Source organism: Paenibacillus sp. FSL R5-0378 (assembly GCF_038009285.1).
Classification (GTDB): domain Bacteria; phylum Bacillota; class Bacilli; order Paenibacillales; family Paenibacillaceae; genus Paenibacillus_AQ; species Paenibacillus_AQ favisporus.
Genome location: NZ_JBBPAY010000001.1, coordinates 6010841 through 6032202 on the forward strand (window position 1 = coordinate 6010841; position 21362 = coordinate 6032202).

At 54.7% G+C, this 21362-nt stretch carries 19 protein-coding genes; 4 read left to right on the forward strand and 15 right to left on the reverse strand.

Annotated elements, in window-relative coordinates:
* The first annotated feature begins 390 nt into the window (after positions 1–390).
* Positions 391–1464 (forward strand): M42 family metallopeptidase, encoded by a 1074-nt coding sequence (locus MKY74_RS27935; protein WP_076169725.1) that lies wholly within the window; start codon positions 391–393, stop codon positions 1462–1464.
* Between the two features lie 158 nt (positions 1465–1622).
* Here MKY74_RS27935 and MKY74_RS27940 read toward each other — a convergent pair whose 3' ends face one another.
* A complete protein-coding gene (locus tag MKY74_RS27940; protein ID WP_076169724.1) occupies positions 1623–2204 on the reverse strand; it encodes an NADPH-dependent FMN reductase in 582 nt (193 codons plus the stop codon).
* 222 nt (positions 2205–2426) lie between these two features.
* On the opposite strand from MKY74_RS27940, the gene MKY74_RS27945 reads away from it, so the two are divergent.
* Positions 2427–2780: a LytTR family transcriptional regulator DNA-binding domain-containing protein gene (locus MKY74_RS27945; protein WP_076169723.1), complete on the forward strand. Its 354-nt coding sequence runs from the start codon at positions 2427–2429 to the stop codon at positions 2778–2780.
* 220 nt (positions 2781–3000) lie between these two features.
* Here MKY74_RS27945 and MKY74_RS27950 read toward each other — a convergent pair whose 3' ends face one another.
* The 8 genes from MKY74_RS27950 to MKY74_RS27985 all read right to left on the reverse strand — a co-directional run bounded on the left by MKY74_RS27950 (position 3001) and on the right by MKY74_RS27985 (position 12373).
* Positions 3001–4137 (reverse strand): glycerate kinase, encoded by a 1137-nt coding sequence (locus MKY74_RS27950; RefSeq protein WP_076169722.1) that lies wholly within the window; start codon positions 4135–4137, stop codon positions 3001–3003.
* Between the two features lie 113 nt (positions 4138–4250).
* The gene (locus MKY74_RS27955) at positions 4251–5222 is read right to left on the reverse strand and encodes a D-2-hydroxyacid dehydrogenase (RefSeq protein WP_076169721.1); all 972 of its coding nucleotides are present in this window, start codon (positions 5220–5222) and stop codon (positions 4251–4253) included.
* A gap of 256 nt (positions 5223–5478) precedes the next feature.
* Positions 5479–7017, reverse strand: a complete 1539-nt coding sequence (locus tag MKY74_RS27960; protein ID WP_076169720.1) for a right-handed parallel beta-helix repeat-containing protein — start codon at positions 7015–7017, stop codon at positions 5479–5481.
* Between the two features lie 134 nt (positions 7018–7151).
* Positions 7152–8108: a carbohydrate kinase family protein gene (locus MKY74_RS27965; RefSeq protein ID WP_076169719.1), complete on the reverse strand. Its 957-nt coding sequence runs from the start codon at positions 8106–8108 to the stop codon at positions 7152–7154.
* Positions 8105–9406, reverse strand: a complete 1302-nt coding sequence (melA, locus tag MKY74_RS27970) for an alpha-galactosidase (protein ID WP_076169718.1) — start codon at positions 9404–9406, stop codon at positions 8105–8107. Before melA ends, MKY74_RS27965 begins: the two co-directional genes overlap by 4 nt.
* Positions 9407–9438: 32 nt before the next feature.
* Complete coding sequence (locus MKY74_RS27975; RefSeq protein WP_076169717.1) at positions 9439–10263, reverse strand: carbohydrate ABC transporter permease; 825 nt, start codon at positions 10261–10263, stop codon at positions 9439–9441.
* 15 nt (positions 10264–10278) lie between these two features.
* A complete protein-coding gene (locus MKY74_RS27980) occupies positions 10279–11220 on the reverse strand; it encodes a carbohydrate ABC transporter permease (protein ID WP_076169716.1) in 942 nt (313 codons plus the stop codon).
* 16 nt (positions 11221–11236) lie between these two features.
* The gene (locus MKY74_RS27985) at positions 11237–12373 is read right to left on the reverse strand and encodes an ABC transporter substrate-binding protein (RefSeq protein ID WP_144025407.1); all 1137 of its coding nucleotides are present in this window, start codon (positions 12371–12373) and stop codon (positions 11237–11239) included.
* Positions 12374–12778: 405 nt separating this feature from the next.
* Between MKY74_RS27985 and MKY74_RS27990 the strand changes: the two genes are divergently transcribed.
* On the forward strand, positions 12779–13795 hold the full coding sequence (locus MKY74_RS27990) for a LacI family DNA-binding transcriptional regulator (RefSeq protein ID WP_076169714.1): 1017 nt from the start codon (positions 12779–12781) through the stop codon (positions 13793–13795).
* Positions 13796–14022: 227 nt separating this feature from the next.
* Positions 14023–14385 carry a winged helix-turn-helix transcriptional regulator gene (locus tag MKY74_RS27995; RefSeq protein WP_076169713.1) on the forward strand — a complete coding sequence of 121 codons (363 nt, stop codon included), beginning with the start codon at positions 14023–14025 and terminating at the stop codon, positions 14383–14385.
* 54 nt (positions 14386–14439) lie between these two features.
* On the opposite strand, the gene MKY74_RS28000 is transcribed toward MKY74_RS27995, so the two are convergent.
* The 6 genes from MKY74_RS28000 to MKY74_RS28025 all read right to left on the reverse strand — a co-directional run bounded on the left by MKY74_RS28000 (position 14440) and on the right by MKY74_RS28025 (position 21204).
* Positions 14440–15672 carry an MFS transporter gene (locus MKY74_RS28000; protein WP_076169712.1) on the reverse strand — a complete coding sequence of 411 codons (1233 nt, stop codon included), beginning with the start codon at positions 15670–15672 and terminating at the stop codon, positions 14440–14442.
* Positions 15673–16065: 393 nt separating this feature from the next.
* Positions 16066–16767, reverse strand: a complete 702-nt coding sequence (gene sigK / locus MKY74_RS28005) for an RNA polymerase sporulation sigma factor SigK (RefSeq protein ID WP_076169711.1) — start codon at positions 16765–16767, stop codon at positions 16066–16068.
* 136 nt (positions 16768–16903) lie between these two features.
* A complete protein-coding gene (locus MKY74_RS28010; protein ID WP_076169710.1) occupies positions 16904–17560 on the reverse strand; it encodes a nitrite reductase in 657 nt (218 codons plus the stop codon).
* A 62-nt stretch (positions 17561–17622) separates the two neighbouring features.
* The gene (locus tag MKY74_RS28015) at positions 17623–18516 is read right to left on the reverse strand and encodes a hypothetical protein (protein ID WP_076169709.1); all 894 of its coding nucleotides are present in this window, start codon (positions 18514–18516) and stop codon (positions 17623–17625) included.
* Complete coding sequence (locus MKY74_RS28020; protein ID WP_076169708.1) at positions 18513–20975, reverse strand: heavy metal translocating P-type ATPase; 2463 nt, start codon at positions 20973–20975, stop codon at positions 18513–18515. Before MKY74_RS28020 ends, MKY74_RS28015 begins: the two co-directional genes overlap by 4 nt.
* A gap of 28 nt (positions 20976–21003) precedes the next feature.
* Complete coding sequence (locus MKY74_RS28025; protein ID WP_076169707.1) at positions 21004–21204, reverse strand: cation transporter; 201 nt, start codon at positions 21202–21204, stop codon at positions 21004–21006.
* Positions 21205–21362: the final 158 nt, after the last annotated feature.

Consider the following 21362-nt stretch of genomic DNA (forward strand, 5'->3'; position numbering starts at 1 on the left):
GGCGGCTGTTTAATGAGGGCTATCCATGGCAGGCGGATTATAATAAGAAGAGAAGCACAATGACCAGCAAAATCAACAATACGAGGATCAGGATGTTTTCTTGGCGGCGATCCATGTGTATCGGTTCCATAACCAGGCTCCTTCCGGCTGACTTCAGGGCATCCGTCCAGGATATCCTATTCATCAGGTTCGCCATTTGTGCTTCTGCCCGCCGGACGTGGACATTCGGATCAAGTGGGTTCATACTAAGGAGTGCAGCCAACTGCATAGAATGAACTAAAGAAATGAATATTATAGGCCTCTAAGAGCCGTAATAACAGGAAGTTCAATGCAAAACTTTGGTTCAATCTATATACATAACCACATTCATGATAAAGGAGATAAGGTACAATGGATCAAAAAACGAAAGATATGTTCCGCAAGCTGACGGAATTCCCCGCGGCTTCCGGATTTGAAAAAGACCTGCGCGCATATTTCAAGGAGGCGGTGAGCCCGTTCACGAACGAGTTCGTACAGGATCGCCTCGGCAGTCTGTTCGGCGTTCTCCGCGGGGATGAGAACGGCCCGAAAGTCATGGTGGCCGGCCATTTTGACGAGGTCGGTTTCCTGGTCACCGGCATTACCGAAGCCGGAATGGTGCGCTTTCAGCCGCTCGGCGGCTGGTGGAGCCAAGCCGTGCTCTCCCAGCGGCTGCAGATCATCACGCCAAACGGTCCGGTATTCGGGGTCGTCGGATCGACGCCGACCCACCTGCTGGACGAATCGCAGCGCAGCAAACCGGTGGACATCAAAGCCATGTACATCGACATCGGTGCGGATAACCGCGAGGAAGCCGAATCCTTCGGCATCCGTCCAGGGCTTCAGGTGCTGCCGGTCTGCGAATTTACGCCGCTGGCCAATCCGAAGAAAATCATGGCCAAAGCCTGGGACAACCGCTACGGGGTCGGCCTTGCGATCGAACTGCTGGAGGCGCTCCACCAGGAGAAGCTGCCGAATACGCTGTACTGCGGCGCAACGGTTCAGGAAGAGCTGGGACTGCGCGGCGCGCGCACGTCGGCCAACCTCATCCAGCCGGATATTTTCTTCGCGCTGGATGCGAGCGCAGCCAACGATATGACCGGCGACAAGAGTGCCTTCGGCCATATCGGACAGGGAGCGCTGCTGCGCATATTCGACCCGACGATGATCACCCACCGCGGACTCGTGGAATATGTGCAGGATACGGCCGATACCCACAACATTAAGTATCAGTATTTCGTATCCCCTGGCGGCACGGACGCCGGGCAGGTGCATTTAAGCGGAATCGGTGTGCCGTCTACCGTCATCGGCATTTGTGCCCGCTACATTCATACGTCTTCGTCGATTATCCATACCGACGATTACGATGCAGCCAAGGAGCTGCTGACCAAACTGGTCAAAGGCCTCGACCGCACGACGCTGAACACCATTATCGAAAATGCCTGAAGCACGGCTCTCCCTCCGGCGGCGAAAGCTCATTGCTTGCTAAACAGCATGCTTCCCCGTCCGAAGTTCCGACACGGCAACACAAAGAAGCCTGCGCGCTCCAAATCTCAGAGTTGGAGCGTTGCAGGCTTTTGTATTTCGAAATGCGGTTATCTAACTTACCTGAACCCGTTCATACCATTTGCAGCTGCCTCTCGTACAGCCTCTTCCAGCTTCCCGAGCATGCCCTTCAGCCTCTCGTTCAGCTCCTCATCCTTAATCTCTCCGCCCCGAAGTTTCTGATTGAGGAAAGGTATCGTGAAAGACCCGCCCTCCACCAGGTCAGCCGTCATCATCCTAAGGGTCATCTGAAGGGATTCATGCGCCTTCTCTCCACCGGTTTCCATCGGCGATCCGCTGACGACAGCGACGGGCTTGTAGACGAATTCTCCGGACGATACCAGCCAGTCGAGCGCATTCTTCAGCACGCCGGGCACGCCATGGGCATATTCGGGGGTGCTGATGATCACGCCGTCCGCCTGACGGATCGTGTCACGAAGCCGTGCCACCGAAGGGGCCGGGTCGTCTCCATCCATATCCGGGTTAAAATGGGGCAGGTCTCCGATGCCTTCAAATATCGAAATCTCCATCGTTTCCGGCGCCAGCGGATAGAGGGCGTGAATCAGGCTCGTATTGGACGATTGTCTCCGGAGGCTTCCGGAAATCGCCGTGATCTTTATAGGACTTGAATTCAAAGGCATTCGTCCTTTCTCGGTTTGACATTGGCGGGCGGCCGCGCTTATCGCAGCCGTCTATGACCATTGTGGCCGTAATGGAAAATTTGGTCAATACCGCGAGCGCTTTTGTCCAAGTTCACAAAAAAAATCATAAAATTCACAAATTTACTCTTATGCAGGACGAAAAAGTGTGGTAGAATGAAAGCGCTAACACTTTATCATCTTCTAAAAGGGGGCTTTGGTAAGATGACTTCATCCGACAAGGTGCTGCAGGAATATCATCAATTTGATCCGGTGACGGACGCGTTTTTCTTTAAAGTCGGCGGTCAGGGACAGGTTATTTTCCACGGCAGAAACTATATTATCAAGAAACGGTTAACGAGCCAGGAAATCTCCGCTTTGATCTCGCAGCCCAATTTTGTCCGAGCCGCATCCAACATCCATGTCAACGTGAATAAAATTACTTCCTTTGAAGGCAACGTCCTTCACTTCCGCGATGATTTTGCTTACCCCCGCACCATTTCCGTTTCCAAACGCATTTTGGAGCAGATTAAGAAACGGATGTCCAGCCCGCTGACGGATATGACGCTGAAGAAATAACACAAGCCAGAATCAAGGGGTCATCACAGAAAAAAGCAGCAGTTGGCCGGGCTTTCCGGACACTGCCGCTTTTTTTATATCCGAAAGTATAATCTTCCTGGGCTAAACATCCTGATCTCGCAAATCATTTTCCGCTAAACGCGGTCTGGCTTCTTGGCATGTACTTCGATAGTCTTTATGAGATTGCCCTTTAAAAAGACGATTCGTTGACGGCATATTTCTACCCGCTGACCATTCCGGCAAAAGTCCGGATCACCTGCTCGGCCGACATCTCCAGCAGCTCTCCGGCCTGGGCCATCGCTTCCTCCAGTGCCATCGGTCCGTTCACGATGCTGTGCACGCTGAGGATTCCCGCATCATACAGCGGATCGATCCCCGGCCCCACCGATCCGGCCAGGGCGATGACCGGAACCCCGTGCCGCCGCGCTTCCCGGGCGACGCCCACCGGCGTCTTGCCGGATGCGGTCTGCGCATCCATCCGGCCTTCGCCGGTGATAACGAGGTCCGCGCCTTCCAAGTGCGCCATGAATCCCGAATGCTCGATCACGAGATCGATGCCGCTCCTCATTCCGGCTTTGAAAAAAGCGAGCAGCGCCGCTCCAACGCCGCCGGCTGCGCCCGCTCCTGGCAGGTCATGCACGCGCAGGCCCGTCGCCTCCAGGATGCGGTCCGCCCAGACGCGCATCCCCTGCTCCAGCACCGCAACCATCTCCGGCGTTGCGCCCTTCTGCGGGCCATACACATGGGACGCGCCGTAAGGGCCGAGCAGCGGGTTCTGCACATCGGAAGCGATCACGAAGGTGGATTCGGCAAGCCGTGCATCCATTCCGCCCATGTCGATCGCCGCCACGCGCTGCAGCTCCAGGCCCCCGCGTCCGACCGGCTGCCCGTCCTCATCCAGCAGCCGCACGCCCAGCGCCTGCAGGATGCCGGCGCCTCCGTCGTTCGTGGCGCTGCCGCCGATCGCCATAATATATTGGCGGCAGCCCGCATCGAGCGCTCGGCGGATCACTTCGCCGGTTCCGTACGTCGTCGTATGCAGCGGGTCCCGCTCCTCAGCGGCGATCAGCTCAAGCCCGGACGCGCTGGCCAGCTCCACCACGCAGGTGGACCCTCCGTGGATGAGGCCGTACTCGGCGTCGACCGGCCTTCCCAGCGGATCGGACACCTGCACGTTGGCCTTGGTACCGCCAAAGCGGGTCAAGCTGTCCAGCGTCCCCTCTCCGCCGTCCGCCATGGGAACAAGTACCGTTTCCGCGCCAGGCAGTGCGCGTCTTATGCCCCTGTCAATGGCGGCCGCCGCGTCGGCGGCACGGATGCTGCCTTTGAACGAATCCGGAGCGATCACGATTTTCATTCGGCTAAACCCTCCTTTTACAATCTTCCCTTGCATTATGTCTATGCCTCCCTTGCACGGATCCTCCCCGCACAATCAAAAGAGCCTTCACGCCTTCCGGCAGTACGCCATTCTCAGCGGGAATGCGGCCCAACCGTGTTCACCGGCCGGCCTTCCAGGAACGCGGCGACGTTACCCACAGCGATTCTCATCAGCCGCTCCCGCGCTTCCACCGCCGCCCATGCCATATGCGGGGTTATGATGCAGCGCGGGGCATGCACAAGCGGATGGTCTGCGGCGGGAGGCTCTGCCGCAAGCACGTCAAGTGCCGCGCCCGCAAGCCGGCCTTCGTTCAGCGCATCAGCCACATCCTGCTCCTGCAGCAGCCCGCCGCGGGCGGTATTGATCAGGAAGGCCGAAGACTTCATCAGCGCCAGGCGTTCGCGGTTGATGAGCCCGTCGGTTTCCGCCGTCAGCGGACAATGCAGGCTCACCACGTCCGACTCGGCCAGCAGCTGCTCGAGAGGGACACGCCGGACGCCCCTGTCTTCGTTCCCGCCCGCCTTCCCCGGTCTGCCGGATACCAGTACACGCATGCCGAAAGCCTCCGCCAGCCGCGCGACCTGGCGGCCGATCCGGCCATAACCGACGATCCCCATCGTTTTCCCCCAGAGCTCGATTTGCGGAGTCAGCGCATAGGAGAAATCCACCGCCTTCGCCCAATCTCCCGAGCGTACGCTGTCTCCATGCCGCCCGATCTGGTGGCAGAGCTCAAGCAGCAGCGCGAACACAAACTGCGCGACAGACTCGGTTCCGTATGTCGGAACATTCGTCACCGTAATCCCGCGCGCAGCAGCGGCTTCAATGTCAACTACATTGTAGCCGGTCGCAAGCACGCCGACGTAGCGGAGGTTCTCTGCCGCCTCCAGCACCTCCCGCGTCAGCGGGGTTTTATTCGTCAGCACGATCTCGGCGAGCCCGATCCGCTCCTGAATCAGCCCGGCAGGAGTACGGTCATAGACCGTCACAGAACCGAGCTTTCCCAGCTCGTCCCAGCTTAAATCCCCAGGGTTCAGCGTATGTCCGTCCAGCACGACGATGTTCATTACAGTCAACTCCTGTTCCTGAAAGTGTAATAGATTCCCGCCTCTTCAGCTAGCAGCAGGATAGTTACATCTACTATACCATTCAGGCAGTACCGGGTGAACAAGTCCGTTTCGACAACAGTCCCGCCAAGCGGGAAATCATTTTAAGATCCGGATGCGAAACCTTTGCTGAGAACTAGACTTTTCCTCATAAAATAAAAGCAGCCCCCCGCGAAAGGAGGCTGCTAATTAGGCAAGCGGTGACGATGAAGGAACGTTATTCGTCCGCGCCAATATTGACGCTTGCCCCTTGAACGCGGGGCTGCCCGTCGATATCGAGCGACCCGATGTCCGAATTCGTCAAGCCCTTATCAATGGCAGGAGACCCTGCCTTCAGATGTAAATCGCCGGCAGCGGCGTTCACAAGGAGTGGATCGGCGAAGACGGAATGGGCATCATTGCCCGTTCCATTTTTATAAGCGGCAAAGCCGGTGTATTCTTTGTTTTTCCAGGTCCAGCTGGCATCCGAACTTCCGCCGGGAGCGAAGTACAGATTGTAATCCACGACGTTGCCGGAATTTTTCGTGTATTCATTATAAATGAGCACATCGGTAGAACTGGCCACAAAAATGTTGTTACGGATGACGTTGTTCTGGGTGTCATACTGCACGTAGAGCTGACCGCTGCCGTCGCCAATGGTGTCATTTTTGTACAGCGTATTGTTGACGATGTGGCAGCCTACCGTCGAGCCGCGATCTGTGTCGTATCCGCCCATGGCGATACCCGTCAAACGGTTGTTGTAAATGAAGTTGCTGCGGATCGTAATGTTGCTGGTCGCCTTGCCGGCATGCTCGGAGGCGATTTCCACCCCGATATCGTTGTTATAGCTGTAGTTTCGCTCGATAATGCTGTCCTTACCTCCATCGACATAAATGCCGTCCGCCGAATTGCTGTTGTTCGGAAGCTTTTTGCCGTAGGAAGGATTGTTATTGGAGGTGATATTGTACACTTTATTGCCGCTGATGATTCCGTTTCGTGCCTGGTCGTAGGCGGAGTTCGGCGACTTCCCTTCGAATCCGATCACGTCGATACCGATGTTGTCGTTGTCGTGAATGATATTGTTCGTCACGGCAAAAGTATCCACATTTCCGTTAAGAACGAGCGTTTCGCTGGACCCCAGCACCAGATTGTACAGCTCATTGCCGTCGATTGTCACGTCATGAATGGATTCCGGCGCCTTGGTTCCGTACACGGCGATGCCGTGCGCATCCCGGCCCAGCAGGTCGGTGCCGGCAGGAGTCGACGTGTTTTTGATATCATGGATCTTGTTTTTGGACAGCGTAATGTTGCCGCCTGCGCCGTGAACATAAATCCCAACGGGCATGACGTTGTTAGCAGTCGTCGTATAATTGCGAATTTCGAAACCTTGAATGGTCACATAGTTGACGTCGGCAAGGTCAACGATGCCTTCCGTTCCGCTTACGGAAAGTCCCGTACCGTCAATAACCGGCGTCTCGCCGCTGTAATTGGCAAAGGTGATCGGCCCTTGATCCGCGGAACCGGATTTGGTGACCTTCAGCTTTTGGTTATACACCCCGCCCCGGACATAGACCGTGCTCCCCGGCCCGGCCGTGTCCGCTGCATGCTGCAGCGTTGCCCACGGTGCGGCGCTCGTACCCGCATTCGAATCGCTTCCGTTAACAGCAACGTAGTACTCGGCGCCCGAAGCCTCGACGGTCTGCGACGCCGCATACCCGATGCCAAGCCCCAATACAGCCAGACTGATACCTGCAATCAGTGTTTTACCGAATTTCACGAAATATCAACTCCCATGATTAAAGTTTGAACTGAAATGAAAAAATCCGATTTAGACTTGCTATGTAATGTGTCGATCACCCCCTTTGCCCGGACTCTCATGAACCTTTGCCTGAGCTTCCACCGCCGAGGCGCTTACTGGAGCTGCCGCCTTCCCTGCAGGGCCGATACCGCCGCTGCTGTCGGCAAATGGCCGGTCCCCCCCACGCCCAGCGTGGATAACGCGCCGCAGGCATTGGCGTACTCAAGCAGCTCTCTGCCGGTCAAGCCTTGGAGGAAACCGCAAATCAAGCCGGCATTGAAGCAATCCCCCGCTCCTGTCGTGTCTGCGGGGGTAACCGGATAAGGGGGCGCCGACACGACAGAACCATCAGGAGACCGGAGCGATGCACCCTTTGAGCCTTGTTTGACGGCGATCAGACCGGGAACGGCCGCCAATTGGCCGAATACCGTTTCTACGCTGTCCCGCTCAAAAATATGCAGCGCCTCCTCCTCGCTGGGGATAAACAAATCTGTAACGGCCAGCAGTGCGCGGATCCCGGCAGCATCCCACCGGCCACGGACATCCCATCCGGTATCAAAAGATGTGCTCACCCCTAAGTCCTGCGCCTTCCCGAACAGCTCTTTCCAATGCGGCCGCATGCCGTCCTGCAAATAGTAGGAGCCAAAATGCAAATGATCCGCCTCCTGAATCAAAGCATCGGGAATATAGCCGGGCGTCAACAGCGGAATACTTCCGGGATACGTGATCAAACCGCGGTCGGAAGGCGTCGTAAACGAGAGGGTAACCCCCGTTGTGATCTCCGGCAGCACCGCTACATGATCGGTGTTCACCCCCAGCCGCTGCAGCTCGCCCAGGCAGAAGCGGCCGAAGTCATCCGCCCCCACCACGCTGACGAACCGCACGTCCAGGCCGAGGCTGGACAGCGCGCTCGCGGTAATCGCCGATGAGGAGCCGAGAACGACGTCAAAACCGTCGACGATTTTCTCCCGGTTCCATTCCGGGATCACGTCCGTTCCTGAAATAATGATATCCACGTTCAGCTCGCCGGCCACAACGACAATCGGTTTATTCTTGTCCCCTCTCATCATTTCAGCACCGGTATGAAGTCGCGCTCCGCTTCATACAGCTCCTCGAACATGCCGCTGATCTCATCCAGCGAACAGACAGCGGCGGACAGCGGGTCGACCATCAGAGCATGGCGGGCCATTTCCTTGTCGTTATTCAGCACAGCGCCGACGGCCAGGTCAAAGAACGCCATGTTGGACCGGCACAGCGCGGCCAGATGCTCAGGCAGGCTGCCGAAACGGCATGGATTGACGCCATTACGGTCGACCATGCAGGCTACTTCGACGATCCCGTCCCCGGGAAGATTGTGAATCAGCCCTTCGTTCGGCACGTTTCCGTAAATCACCTTCGGTTCATTTTTCAGCATCGCTTCAATAATGATAGCCGCGTATTCATTGCTTGGCGCAAGCTCGATCGGGAGCGAGCCTTCCAGCTGCTTGACGATTTTTTCGTCGTTTTCCTTGCGCCAGATCGGCCAGTTATCCGCATAGTAGCCTGTCGCGCCATTATACCCGGTGCTGCAGTGCTTGTCGATTAAGGACTGCCGTTTGCGGTAGTACGGAATGTACTCTGAAAAGTGCCCGCTGGACTCCGAGACAAAAGCGCCCAGGTACTTCATGGCGTCAAAGCGCACAGGGTCCTTTTTCAGCAGGTCGGGATTCTGGATCTTGTCCCGAAGCACAGGATACAGATCTTTTCCCTCGTGGGTCAGCTCCACAAACCAGGACATATGGTTGATTCCTCCGGCCCTCCACTGCATGTCTTCGTAAGGTACGCCGGCGTATTTGGCTAACTGCCGGGACGTATTCTGGATGGAATGGCACAGGCCGACGACCGGAATGGAGGTCACCCGCGACGTCAGCAGGGTCACCGCCGACATCGGATTCGTATAGTTCAGAATGGTCGAATCCGGGCACAAATCCTCCACATCGCGGATGATGTCCATCCAGCTCGGAAGCGTGCGCAGCGTTTTAAACAGTCCGCCCGGCCCCAGCGTATCGCCGATGCATTGATTGACCCCGTATTTCAGAGGAATCTCGTACTCATAGCGGACCGTTTGCAGCCCGCCCACTTCGATTTGGTTGATGACGAACTGCGAGCCCCCGATGACCTCCCTGCGATCGGTCGAAGCGATAACGTTCCATCGCTTGCCGGACAGCTCAATGATTTTCTCGACCAGCTTGCGGGCGATCTCCAGCCGCTCCGCGTCGATATCCACCAAAGCGATCGTACCGCCCTCAATGCCTTCAATCAGTAAAATGTCCGTAGCGATGTCCTGCGTAAAGGCGCTGCCTGCGCCGATAATCGATATTTTAGTCATGCAGTTTCTCCTCCTCATGGTCTCTTCTCTTTTTATTTCATGCCTGTCATCGTAAGTCCTTTAATAAACTGCTTCTGGAAAATCAGGAACACCACAATGACCGGCAGGGTGATGAGCACAGCCGCCGACATGACGACGTTATAGTTGACCATATGGGTTCCGTTAAAATAAACAAGGGCGAGCGGCACGGTCATTTTGCTCTCGTCGTTCAAAATAATGAGCGGCCATAAATAGTTGTTCCAGGCATTCATGAACGTAAAAATGCCAAGCGCCGACAGCATCGGCAGAATCAGAGGCGCAATGATCCGGACCATCAGCCGCAGCTCGCCCGCCCCGTCGATCCTTGCGGCATCGAGCAGATCCTGGGGAATGTCCTCGATAAACTGCTTTGCCAGAAACACTCCGTAGGAGCTGACCAGATTGGGGAGGATAATCGCCAGCAAATGATTGACCAGCCCCAGTTTGGCCGTAATTAAATACGTCGGAATCATGACCACCTGAAACGGAATCATCATCGTAGCCAAGATCAGGATGAACAGCAGCTTCTGCCCCTTGAATTGATGCTTGGCGAAAATGTATCCCGCCAGGGCGCTCGTAAATAACGTCGCGGCCGTAATGACAACCGACGTCATCGCGCTGTTCAAAAACCACCTTCCGAACGGTGCGTCTTCAAGGACGGTCCGGTACCCCTCCAGGCTGGGATGCTGCGGCAGAAGCGCATGCGAGCCGGACACGATTTCCATGTTGCTTTTTAAAGAAGACAAAACCATCCACAAATACGGCAGCAGCATCAGGCATCCGGCTGCGATCAGCACGAGCATGACGATGCCGTCGAACCATCTATTCCTCCGGTGCATCGAAAGTCCCCCTTGTCAGTACTCCCACTCGGTGCGCCCCAACTTCAGCTGCAGCAGGGTCACCACTAAAATAATGATCAGAAACACCGTGGCCATCGCGGACGCATATCCCATGTTGGAATTGGAGAACGCCTGCTCATAAATATGGAGCGCCAGCACCCGGGTCTCGTTAAACGGCTCACCCTTGGTCATGATCTGGAACTGGGCGAAAGCCTGGAAATAGGAGACGACCGTCGTCACCGAAACAAACAGCATCGTGCGCCGGAGCAGCGGCAGCGTCACATGCCAGAACGAATGCCAGCGGCTCGCCCCGTCCAGAATGGCCGCTTCATAATACATATCCGGAATGGAATCCAGACCGGCGATAAAGAGCACGATGTTATACCCGATATCAGCCCACAGCGTCATCAGAATTACCGAGTACAGCGCATAATGAGGATCGCTCAGCCACTGCACGGGAGCCATGTGGAGCTGGGTCAGCACGATATTAAACAATCCGTGATTGTAATTGAACATCGTGCTCCATACGATCGCCGTTCCCGCCAGCGGCGCGATCGTCGGCAGAAAAAAGACGGTTCGCATCAGGTTCCGCAGCCACCCCGTACGGATCCGCTGGATCGCGACGGCAAACATCAAGGTGATAAGGATGTTGACCGCAACGGCAATGACGACGAACTTAAAGGTGACCCAAAGCGACTTGATAAAAATGGAATCGCCCAGCATGCGGATATAATTGTCCGCCCCGACGAACAGCGCGCTTGCGCTGAGCGGATTATACTTAAATACCGAAAGTCCCAAGCTCCATCCAATAGGAATGAAAGCGAATACACCAAATAGCAGCAGGATCGGCGCCAGCGATAAATAGATGAACCAGCGGCCCCTTCCTTTCTCCCCTCTGCGGTTCGGGGTACCGGGGACGATCCCTGGACTGCTGCTTGCTGCAGCATCATGCTTCATGGAAACACCACTCCGATCATTTATGTTGATCCTGACTGTCGTTGATGGTTTTTTCAATCTGCTGCAGACCGCTTTCCACCGATTCCTGGCCGGTCGCCATCAATTGGAAATGATCATTGATCGTTTTAAAGAAAAAGTCCCGGTCGGCAATGGGCCCGATCCACTGACCCAGCTCCAAAATATCCAGCGATGTTTTCATGTAAGGATTCGCTTTGACGTAATCGGGATTTTGCGCCACCGCTTTTTTGGCCGGAACCGTAAACGTTCCCTGGTTCCACTCGAGCAGATTATCGTCGGATGACATGAATTTGATAAAATCGACGGCCGCATCCTGATGCTTGCCCTTCTGGGAAGCTACGAGCCCCCAGCCTGATTCGGCCGCATATGAAGGCGGATTTGCCGTAAAGGAAGGAACGGGCACATACTCAAAGTCTTTCACCTTGTATGTATTCAGCCCTGCAGCAATCGTCCATGGACCCCGGTAGGTCATTGCCGAGCTGCCTTGAAAGAAGTAGTCTGAGGTGTCAAGTTCACCGCCAAACGTGATGAGGTCCGCCACTTTATCGGTGGCGATCAAAGAGGTTAAGGCGGTCATCGCCTTTTGTGCTTCAGGGGTTTGAAAGTCCACATGGTCATTATCGCCCCAATACTTGCCGTTTTGCTGCAGAATCAAGGAAAGGAACGTGAAGGTAATATTGTCGCTGGAGACGAAATCGAATCCCTTCACCTTGATGCCGTTTGCGTCCCGCACCGTCAGTTTCTTGGCGTCTTCAACCAGTTCGTCCCATGTAGCCGGAGGGCTCGCGATGCCCTGATCCTTCAGCATTTGCGGGTGAATCAGCATTCCGCCGTTCTCGATGTTAAATTCGAGCGGCAGTCCATACAGCTTGTCGTTCAACGTGTACCCTCCGAGCGGGGCTTCGTAATACTCCTTCCGCAGCTGCTCGGCCTCCGGGATCTCCACAAGCGCCCCGTTTCTCGAATATTCCGGTACCCAGGTACCGAACATTTCTGCGATATCGGGCGGATTTTTGGCGGAGAAGGATGCCTTGAGCTTCTGATTGTACACGTCGTAAGGGAAAGTCTGGTAGTCGATCTCAATGTCGGGATGCAAAGATTGATACTTGGCGATCAGCGCTTTATAAGCGTTCATAATGGCATCTTCCTGATGACTCCAAAACACAAGTTTGGTTTTGCCTGTTGAACCGGCAGAGGTAGCGGAAGCATCAGAACCATCATTCTTTGCGCAACCAATCAGCAAAAATAACACGCAAATTAGAGCAAAAACAGAGAAACTTTTGAAATATCGCAATGACATAACCCCTTTCCCTTTATTTTTTTGCTTATATCACCTCAATCTCATGAAAATCATACCTCTGATGAAAAAGTTAGTCAATCAATTTTTGCAACTATTTTGCAATAATTTTATTATAATTTGCAAAACATTATCACCGTTTTTCAGTTGACCTGTGATTTTATTTTACTTAACATATAGAGTAAGCAATCCAAACGACAGGTTTTGCAGAATCCTCATCTGACATTAAAGGCAGGTCATGACATGCCCACATTAAAAGATATTGCCGAACGCGTCGGCGTCTCCATATCGACCGTTTCCCGCGTACTGGCCGACGATTCGAATCGCTCCTCAAGCAGCGGGACCAAAAGGAAGATCTGGGACGCGGCGCAGGAGCTCGGATACATGGCGAAGGTGCCGCCCCAGGACCAGGCCGCAGTCAAAAAAATCGGATGCGTCGTATCCACCATGCAGGGACGGCGCTACCATCCCTATTTTTCGGTTATTTTTGAAGGGATTGAGAAGGAACTGGCCCGTCACGGATACCAGATCGCTTTTACCTACACGCAAGAAGATTTGCAAAAAAATGAAATTTCGCAGCAAATCTCCGGCAAAGATTCAATCGACGGTTTAATCGTGATCGAGGGCATTGAGCCCAAATTATACAGCTATCTCAAAAAACACGTTCCGCATGTCGTCGGAATCGACGTTTCCGACCCGAGCATCCCGACCATTTCGTACGACCGCGTCGAAGCGGCGTCGATTGCCGTCAAGCATTTGACCGGACAGGGCCACCGCGAGATTATGTTTATCGGAGGTACGGGCTTGTCCGGCCAATTCGACCGGGAGAAAAGGTACCGGGGGTACAAGCAGGCTCTGGAGCAGGCCGGCTTGCCGGTTCAGCCGGAGTATGTGCTGAATGCCGAATGGGAGCCCGACCGGGCCTACCGACTCATGCTGACCTTTTTGGAGGAGCATCAGGGTAAGCTCCCGACGGCGGTCTTCGCGGCCAGTGACATCATGGCGATGGCCGCCATGCGGGCCATATCCGAGAAAGGCTACCGCATGCCCCAGGACTTCGCCGTCGTCGGCTTCGACGACAACGAACCGTCACGCTATACCGTTCCTCCGCTCTCCACCATTCATATTCCGACGTTCGAAATCGGCGTCATGGCCGCGCGAACGATCCTGCAGATCACCGGGGATCCCTTCCCACTGCCGGTCAAAATCGTGCTGCCGTATGAACCGATCTTCCGCCAGTCCAGCATCTGGCAGGTGTAGTCGCAGCGCAAAAGGCCCCTCTTTCCGCTCTGAAGAATGAACTTCAGACGGTAAGAGAGGCCTTTTTTCGGCTGCAGGGGCTTCCTTCATTAATTATGTACTAGTCGATCCAGAAGTTCTTGACAAGGGGCATGGTTCAACATAATATATGGAATGACTGATCTATAATTTGACTGAACTGGAAAACCCATGGTTTTTCTATTCTTCTGTAGGGGATGTGTCGACAGATGATAACCTTTAGAGACAAAACATATCGCTGTACCTCGGAAATTATACTAAGCTTAGTTAGCGGTAAATGGAAGATATCCATATTAAACGAATTAGCCAATGGTCCGGTACGGTTTAATCAGCTGCAGCGGCTGCTTCCCGAAGCGACCCAACGCATGCTCACGATGCAGCTGCGGATGCTGGAAAACGACGGACTCATTATTCGCAAGGTTTACCCGGTTTCGCCACCAAAAGTGGAATACGGCTTGTCCAAGCTGGGCGAACAATTTGCTCCCATGCTCACGATGTTATGCGATTTTGGCACTGCCTATATCGAAAGTTATCCCGATGAAGTATCCTATACCAGCCCAAAGCATGCCTGAACAGCCGCTTCGAATGTGGAAAAAAGAGGTACCCTGGAAGGGTACCTCTTCTTCTTATATTCCGTGATCACCAACTTCCTTCGTATTGGTGCGCAGCCCATTCTTCTCTCTAGATACGCTGCGGGCTCCCCGATCTAAACGATAGGTCATCCAAGCCAATAAGGATGCTAAAACAGCCATCATTCCCCCGGACCAGGAAAGATCAATGAGCTCCATATTCTTCGTGACGACACCTCCCAAAGCGGATCCCATCGCGATCCCGACATTGATGGATACGGAAGTTAAGGAGGAAGCCAAGTCTTTGGCCTCGGGAACGTGCCGATCGGCCCAATCCATGAAATACAGCTGCATCGTCGAGTTCATAAGGTACACAGCGAGGGCGATCAATGAGATGCTGACGAGCCCCCCGGCAAGCGAGCCGGAAGATACATAAAGCGACGCGAGAATGACAGCCTGGGCCAGGAAGATATAGCGAATTTTTCCCATCCCGCCACCGGCAGCCAGCTTCCCCCCGATTAAGGTACTAAAGATGGACACGATACCATAAAGCAAAAAGACTAGGCTAATATACCGTGCCGGCACAAAAAGCACATCCTGCAGCATAGGAGCTAAATACGTATAGACGCTATAGGTTGCCGCTATGCTAAATGCTGGAATAAAGAAGGCAAGCACAATTCTGGGATAGGTAAATAATCGAAGTTGGTTTTTGAGTGAACTCCGCGCCCCCTTCAGTCCCCTCGGGATCGTTGCAGAGCTTGCTATCAGTGAAACAATCCCCAATAGCGTCGTAAACCAATAAGACATATGCCACCCGCCCCATTGCCCGATGAATGTGCCAAGGGGGACGCCAAGAACGCTGGCCACAGTGAAACCCGTAAAGATGATAGAGATCACAGGCCCTCTCTTTTCCGGTGGCAGCGTTTCGCTGGCCACAGCCATCGCAAGTGCAATCAGGACGCCAGTAACCACGGCGGTGATCACTCTGGAAAACAGAAGCAAACCATAGGATCCGGATATCGCCGTGATCATATTCCCGATAATAAATACGCCGATCAGAGCAAGGATGAGCGGGCGCTTGGAGAATCGGCTGAATAACGCCGTGAAGATCGGGGTACCGATGGCAAAAGACAGGGCAAAGGCCGACACCAAGGAACCTGCGATCGATATGGCGATCTTCATGTCCGTGGCCACTTCGGTTAACAACCCGACCATCACAAATTCACTGGTTCCCAAGACAAAAGTCAATAAAAATAAATTCAAAGTCAGAAGCTTATGTTGTCTAGTCAATATAAATCCCCTCCTACTCTATCTCTATGGACAGTGCCGTTCTTATCTTTCAAAGTAAGCTAATATTTCTGCATACCTTCGCACCTCACCTGTGATTTAAACGACCGCACCGCTCGGCGAAATCTGGATCGATCGTTCTATAGGTAAGATTATCAAGTTCCTCTACGCCTGAATAGTACGCACTTTTTTGTATGGTCCGATCATTTTTGTAAGGTAGGATACTTTTTGATACTGGATTATGGGAGTCATCAAAGACCATCGGCGAGAAAAAGAAAAAGGCCCGTGACGTTAAACGCCACGAACCTTCGGACTATCAATCATTACTTTATCTTCTCAAACTCACTGCTTCCTATGTCAATTAGACAAAAGTATCGGTGTTTCCTGCGCTGCAAGCTATTGCTTGGATTTATAAAATTCATGGTACAGCTTCATCAGGGCACGCTTCTCGATCCGCGACACGTAGCTGCGGCTGATGCCGAGCTCCCTGGCGATTTCGCGCTGTGTCCGCTCTTCTCCGCCGTGCTCCAGGCCGAAGCGGCCTTTGATGACCTCCTGCTCGCGCTCATCGAGAATGTCCAAGTTCCGGTAAATTTTGCTCTTCTCGATCTTGAGCTGGACCATGTCGGCCACGTCGTCCGCCTCACTGCCCAAAATATCAATCAACGTGATTTCATTTCCCTCTTTATCCGTTCCGATCGGATCGTGCAGGGAAACGTCCTTCCTCGTTTTCTTCAAGGAACGCAAATGCATCAGGATCTCATTTTCGATGCAGCGGGCTGCGAACGTGGCCAGCTTCGTGCCTTTATTTGCCTGAAAGCTCTCAATAGCTTTGATGAGCCCGATGGTACCGATCGAGATCAGATCCTCCAGATCCTCGCCGGTATTATCGAATTTTTTCACAATGTGCGCCACCAGCCGCAGATTATGCTCGATCAGCATATTGCGGGCGTGGGCGTCTCCTTCCGCCATCAATTGAAGGTACTTACTTTCCTCTTTCTCTGTCAGCGGCTGCGGAAAGGCGTTGTTTTTGACGTACGATACCAGCAGCGTTAATTCTTTAATGAAAAGGGCGATAAAGCTGAAAAGTCCGGGCAAAGATGACACCTCCTGCTGAATGACTGGGCACCGCGAAAACATGGCTGCTGCTTCCTGCTGTTAGGCTGCGGTCTGTTCATTCTATGTGGGCGAAGGCCCATCTGTGCCTGTACGTATAAAAGAAAATCCTGCCGTTTTAGGCCTGCATTGCTTGCGAGGATGTGTCCCCGGCGGCGTCCTCTGCGGCTTCGCGCAGCTTCTCGAGGGTAAACCGCTGGACAAAACGGCGGTAGGACTCCTTCCTTTTTCCATGCTCCTGAAACTGGGCAATGAGCCGAGTGACGGCCGGAATCAGCTGTTCCGCCTGAAGCCCCGTCAAGAGCAGCTTGGCCAATTCGGCCTTGATCCCTTTCGGCTCACCTCCGACATAGAGATCGTAGCTGTCTTTCATCTTGACAACGGCGATATCCTTCAGCAGCGGTTCGCTCGTTCCGAGTGCGCAGCCGGCGTACCCGATCCTCAGCGGACTCGGTACCGCTATGCCCGCGATCGCCAGATCCAGAGCTCTCGCCACATCCAAACCGGCCTCTTCCGCTCCGCGGCAAAATTGGCAGGCGATCAGGCTCTTAGTCACAAAGCCCGCCGGGTGAATTTGAAGCCCGGCGGCCCTGAGTTCCTCCTGAACCTCTGCGAGACGTTCTTCTTCTGCCGTCACGTACAGCTGTTTGAAGCCGGTCATTTCCACGTTGACGACTCTGTCGGCCATGCCGCCGATCGCTGCAAGCTGTTTCGGGGAGAACACGGTTCCCCCGACCCCGAAGCCGGGGGTAACCGCAAATTTGCGCTGACCCAACCTTCCTCACTCCTTATCGCTTCGATGAATATACCTGGTACCTGGTGACAGTCGGCAGCAGATTACGGCACGTTCACGACGAAGGGAACGGTAATGACGCGTCCGTCACGCTGGAATTGCCCCCATATTTTATAGATGCCGGCGTGCGGAAAGGTCGTCATAAACTCGGCCTTTGGCCCGGAGCCTTTTTCATCCATCGGGTGGACGTGCAGGTACTGCTCCGCATCCTCGGACAGAATGACCACGTGTCCGACGGCGCCCAGGTACGGCTGCAGGTCGGTGACCGGTGCGCCGGTCTCGGCATCCTCGATCGTGTACGTGAGCATCAGCTCCTGCCCTGCCGCAAGCCGGTCAAAATCCAGGGTCACCCGCAGTCCGTCCACCGTTTTGACCCGCTCCCCGTCCGGCTTCACGGGAGCAGCCGGCAGCGGTGCACCCTTCACCTGAAGCCACGCCGATTTATTCATCGCGCCTCCGCCTTCCGGAACAAAGTCGGCGATCAGCTTGTAATCTCCGCCTGCGGGGAAGCGGTTGTTCACTTCAAACACGCCTCCTCCCTGGTACTCCGGATGAATATGGTGAAAGTATGACAGATCTTTGCTGACGATAATGAGATGCTCTTTTTGTTCATGCGTCGTTTCGAAGGATTCAATCGCCTTGCCGTCATGCGTAAATGCCATGGTGATCTTCGTATCTACACCGGCTTCCGGCGCTTGGCCATCTGCGTACGTCCAACTTACGTTCACGTCCTTTTCCTGAAGCTCTCCTGTTTGGCCGCCGCCGTGGTTATGCGTACTGCCCTCTGCGCCGTTCGTCTTTGCCGGCCCATGGGCCGAGTGATGATCATGTGACATGTTCATTTGTTCTCCATCTCCTTTTATCGCTTTTGTTTCGGACTCGCAGGCGGTCAGCACCGCGAGTCCGAGCAGTGCGGCGAGTCCCAATGAACGTTTCATGCAGCCCGCTCTCCTTTCGGGTTCATCTGCAGTTTCATCCGCTGCAGTCTGAGTGCGTTCAGGACAACCGAGACCGAGCTCAGCGCCATCGCTGCCCCTGCAATCCAGGGAGCGAGCAGTCCGAGGGCCGCGACCGGAATGCCCAGCGTGTTGTAGCCAAGCGCCCAGAACAGGTTTTGGCGGATATTGCGCATCGTTTTCCGGCTCATTTCGATGGAATCGGCAATGCTGTTCAAATCACCTCGCATCAGCGTCACATCCGCCGCTTCCATGGCGACGTCCGTCCCTGTTCCGATGGCCATGCCGATATCGGCTTGCGCCAAGGCCGGTGCATCGTTGATGCCGTCGCCGACCATCGCCACTTTTTTGCCAAGCGACTGCAGCTTTTTAACTTCGGCGGCTTTCCCTTCCGGCAGAACCTCCGCAAGCACCTCGTTAATGCCCGCCTGCCGGGCGATCGCTTGGGCGGTACGTTCATTGTCCCCGGTGATCATGACCACTTGAATGCCTAAGCCTTTCAACCGGCCGACCGCCGCCTTGGAGCTTTCCTTGATCGTATCCGCAACGGCGATCAGTCCGGTGTACCGACCGTCTACTGCGACGAGCATCGCCGTTTTGCCCTCTTCCTCCAGCTTCGTCATGCTGCTCTCGGCATCCCGGGCAAGGATGCCATGCTTCTCCATCAGCTTGCGGGTTCCGGCGAGCACCTCACGGCCGTCCACGACGGCCCGGATGCCGTAACCCGGGATCGCCTCGAATTCCCCGGCTTCGGTAAGCGCAATGCCGCGGGCCTTGATGCCGTCTATGATGGCCTCAGCGAGCGGATGCTCCGAAGGCTTCTCCGCCGAGCCGGCCAGCCGCAGAAACTCGCGCTCATCCATTGATACAGTGAGCACATCGGTCAGCTCCGGCTTCCCTTTCGTGACCGTGCCCGTTTTGTCCAGGATGACCGTATTGATATGGTGCGTCGACTCCAGATACTCGCCGCCCTTAAACAGGACGCCCAGCTCGGCGGCGCGGCCCGACCCGGCCATGATCGACGTCGGTGTCGCGAGTCCGAGGGCACACGGGCAGGCGATAACCAGAACCGCAATCGCCTTCTCCAGCGCACTGGCAAAGTCGTACGGGGAAACCCAGAAGTACCAGACGACGAACGTCAGGAGGGCAATGCCGACCACGATCGGGACGAAGATGCCGGAGATGACGTCCGCCACCCGCTGGATCGGCGCCTTCGAGCCCTGCGCTTCCTCCACCACTTTGATAATTTGCGCGAGGGCCGTTTCCCGGCCGACCTTCGTCGCCTGAATTTTCAGCCGCCCGTTTTTGTTGACGGTCGCTCCGAATACGGAATCCCCGGCCTTTTTCTCAACCGGTATGCTCTCGCCGGTCAGCATCGATTCGTTGACGGCCGACGCCCCTTCGAGCACGAGTCCGTCGACCGGAATTTTTTCGCCCGGCTTTACAAGGACGATGTCCCCGGCCAGAACCTCTTCGACCGGAACGGTGAGCTCTTCACCGTTTCTGATAACGACGGCATTCTTCGCCTGCAGCCCCATCAGCGTTTTGATCGCTTCGGACGTCCGTCCTTTCGCGAGCAGCTCGAACAGCTTACCCATAATGACCAGCGTAATCAGCACGGCGCTTGTTTCATAATACATTTCCGGGCCGTGATGAAGGCTTCCGCCTCCGGCAGCCCACTCGATGGTTAGATACAGGCTGTAAAAGTAAGCGGCCGATGTGCCCAGGCTGACCAGAACGTCCATATTGGCGCTTTTGTTGCGGAGGGCGTTGAACGCCCCTTTATAGAACTGCCTTCCGATATAAAACTGTACCGGGGTGGCGAGTGCGAGCTGGAACCACGGGTTCATGAACAACTCCGGCATCCAGATCCAGGACAGGAAGGAGAAGTGGCTGACCATGGACCACAGCAGCGGCAGAGACAGGAGAGCGGAGATCAGCAGCTTGCGCTTCTGCTGCGTGATTACCCGGCTGCGCTGCTCTGCCGGATCAGCGGTCTGTTCCCGCTTGGGAGTCGCCTTGTATCCCAGCTTGTCGATCCGCTTCTCCATGTCGCCCGCGTTGACTTCCAGCGGGTTAAATTCCACTCTGGCCGTCTCCATCGCAAAATTGACGTTGGCGCTCTTTACCCCAGGCATCTTGTTGAGCGTTTTTTCAATTTTGACCGCACAGGCCGCGCAGTACATCCCGGTAATATCCAGATCGACCACTTCTTTGGCCGTATCGTACCCCAGCTTCTTGACGGCTTCCTCCATATGATCCATGCTGGTCCGGTCCGGGTCATACGTAACCGTGGCGCGCTCCATCGCAAAATTCACGTTGGCCTCAGACACGCCATCCAGCTTTTTCAGCCCCTTCTCAATCCGGTTGGCACATGCGGCACAAGTCATGCCTGTGATCTGCAAAGACGCTTGCTCCTGCTCCCTACCGTAAGTTTCCATTGCAACGACACCCCGTTTCATTTATTCGTTAGGCGACCTCATAGCCTTGATCTTCAATGGCTTCCTTAATGGATTGAAGCGACAGCTTGCCGCTGTCATACGCAACCGTGACTGTCCCGTCGGCCAAGTTGACCTTGGCGTCCGCACCCAGCGCCTTCATCGAGCCTTCGATGGAATTGACACAGTGCATGCAGGACATGCCGTTAACCTGTAATGTAACTTGGTTCATATATCATCTCTCCTCGGATCGTTTTAGTTGGAAGATGGTATTGGCATGAGCCCGAATCATCGATCACCATCTCCTTGTAATGAAGTACACCCCCCTACCCTATAATTAGTCAACCATTATTTTACTATACCCCCCTAATCTATATTTTTGCCTACAAA

Bases quoted from the DNA above. Each gene is read 5' to 3' on its own strand.
- MKY74_RS27935 (WP_076169725.1), top strand. From the start codon at position 391: ATGGATCAAAAAACGAAAGATATGTTCCGCAAGCTGACGGAATTCCCC.
- MKY74_RS27940 (WP_076169724.1), bottom strand. From the start codon at position 2,204: ATGCCTTTGAATTCAAGTCCTATAAAGATCACGGCGATTTCCGGAAGC.
- MKY74_RS27945 (WP_076169723.1), top strand. From the start codon at position 2,427: ATGACTTCATCCGACAAGGTGCTGCAGGAATATCATCAATTTGATCCG.
- MKY74_RS27950 (WP_076169722.1), bottom strand. From the start codon at position 4,137: ATGAAAATCGTGATCGCTCCGGATTCGTTCAAAGGCAGCATCCGTGCC.
- MKY74_RS27955 (WP_076169721.1), bottom strand. From the start codon at position 5,222: ATGAACATCGTCGTGCTGGACGGACATACGCTGAACCCTGGGGATTTA.
- MKY74_RS27965 (WP_076169719.1), bottom strand. From the start codon at position 8,108: ATGATGAGAGGGGACAAGAATAAACCGATTGTCGTTGTGGCCGGCGAG.
- melA (WP_076169718.1), bottom strand. From the start codon at position 9,406: ATGACTAAAATATCGATTATCGGCGCAGGCAGCGCCTTTACGCAGGAC.
- MKY74_RS27975 (WP_076169717.1), bottom strand. From the start codon at position 10,263: ATGCACCGGAGGAATAGATGGTTCGACGGCATCGTCATGCTCGTGCTG.
- MKY74_RS27980 (WP_076169716.1), bottom strand. From the start codon at position 11,220: ATGAAGCATGATGCTGCAGCAAGCAGCAGTCCAGGGATCGTCCCCGGT.
- MKY74_RS27985 (WP_144025407.1), bottom strand. From the start codon at position 12,373: ATGAACGCTTATAAAGCGCTGATCGCCAAGTATCAATCTTTGCATCCC.
- MKY74_RS27990 (WP_076169714.1), top strand. From the start codon at position 12,779: ATGCCCACATTAAAAGATATTGCCGAACGCGTCGGCGTCTCCATATCG.
- MKY74_RS27995 (WP_076169713.1), top strand. From the start codon at position 14,023: ATGATAACCTTTAGAGACAAAACATATCGCTGTACCTCGGAAATTATA.
- MKY74_RS28015 (WP_076169709.1), bottom strand. From the start codon at position 18,516: ATGAAACGTTCATTGGGACTCGCCGCACTGCTCGGACTCGCGGTGCTG.
- MKY74_RS28020 (WP_076169708.1), bottom strand. From the start codon at position 20,975: ATGGAAACTTACGGTAGGGAGCAGGAGCAAGCGTCTTTGCAGATCACA.
- MKY74_RS28025 (WP_076169707.1), bottom strand. From the start codon at position 21,204: ATGAACCAAGTTACATTACAGGTTAACGGCATGTCCTGCATGCACTGT.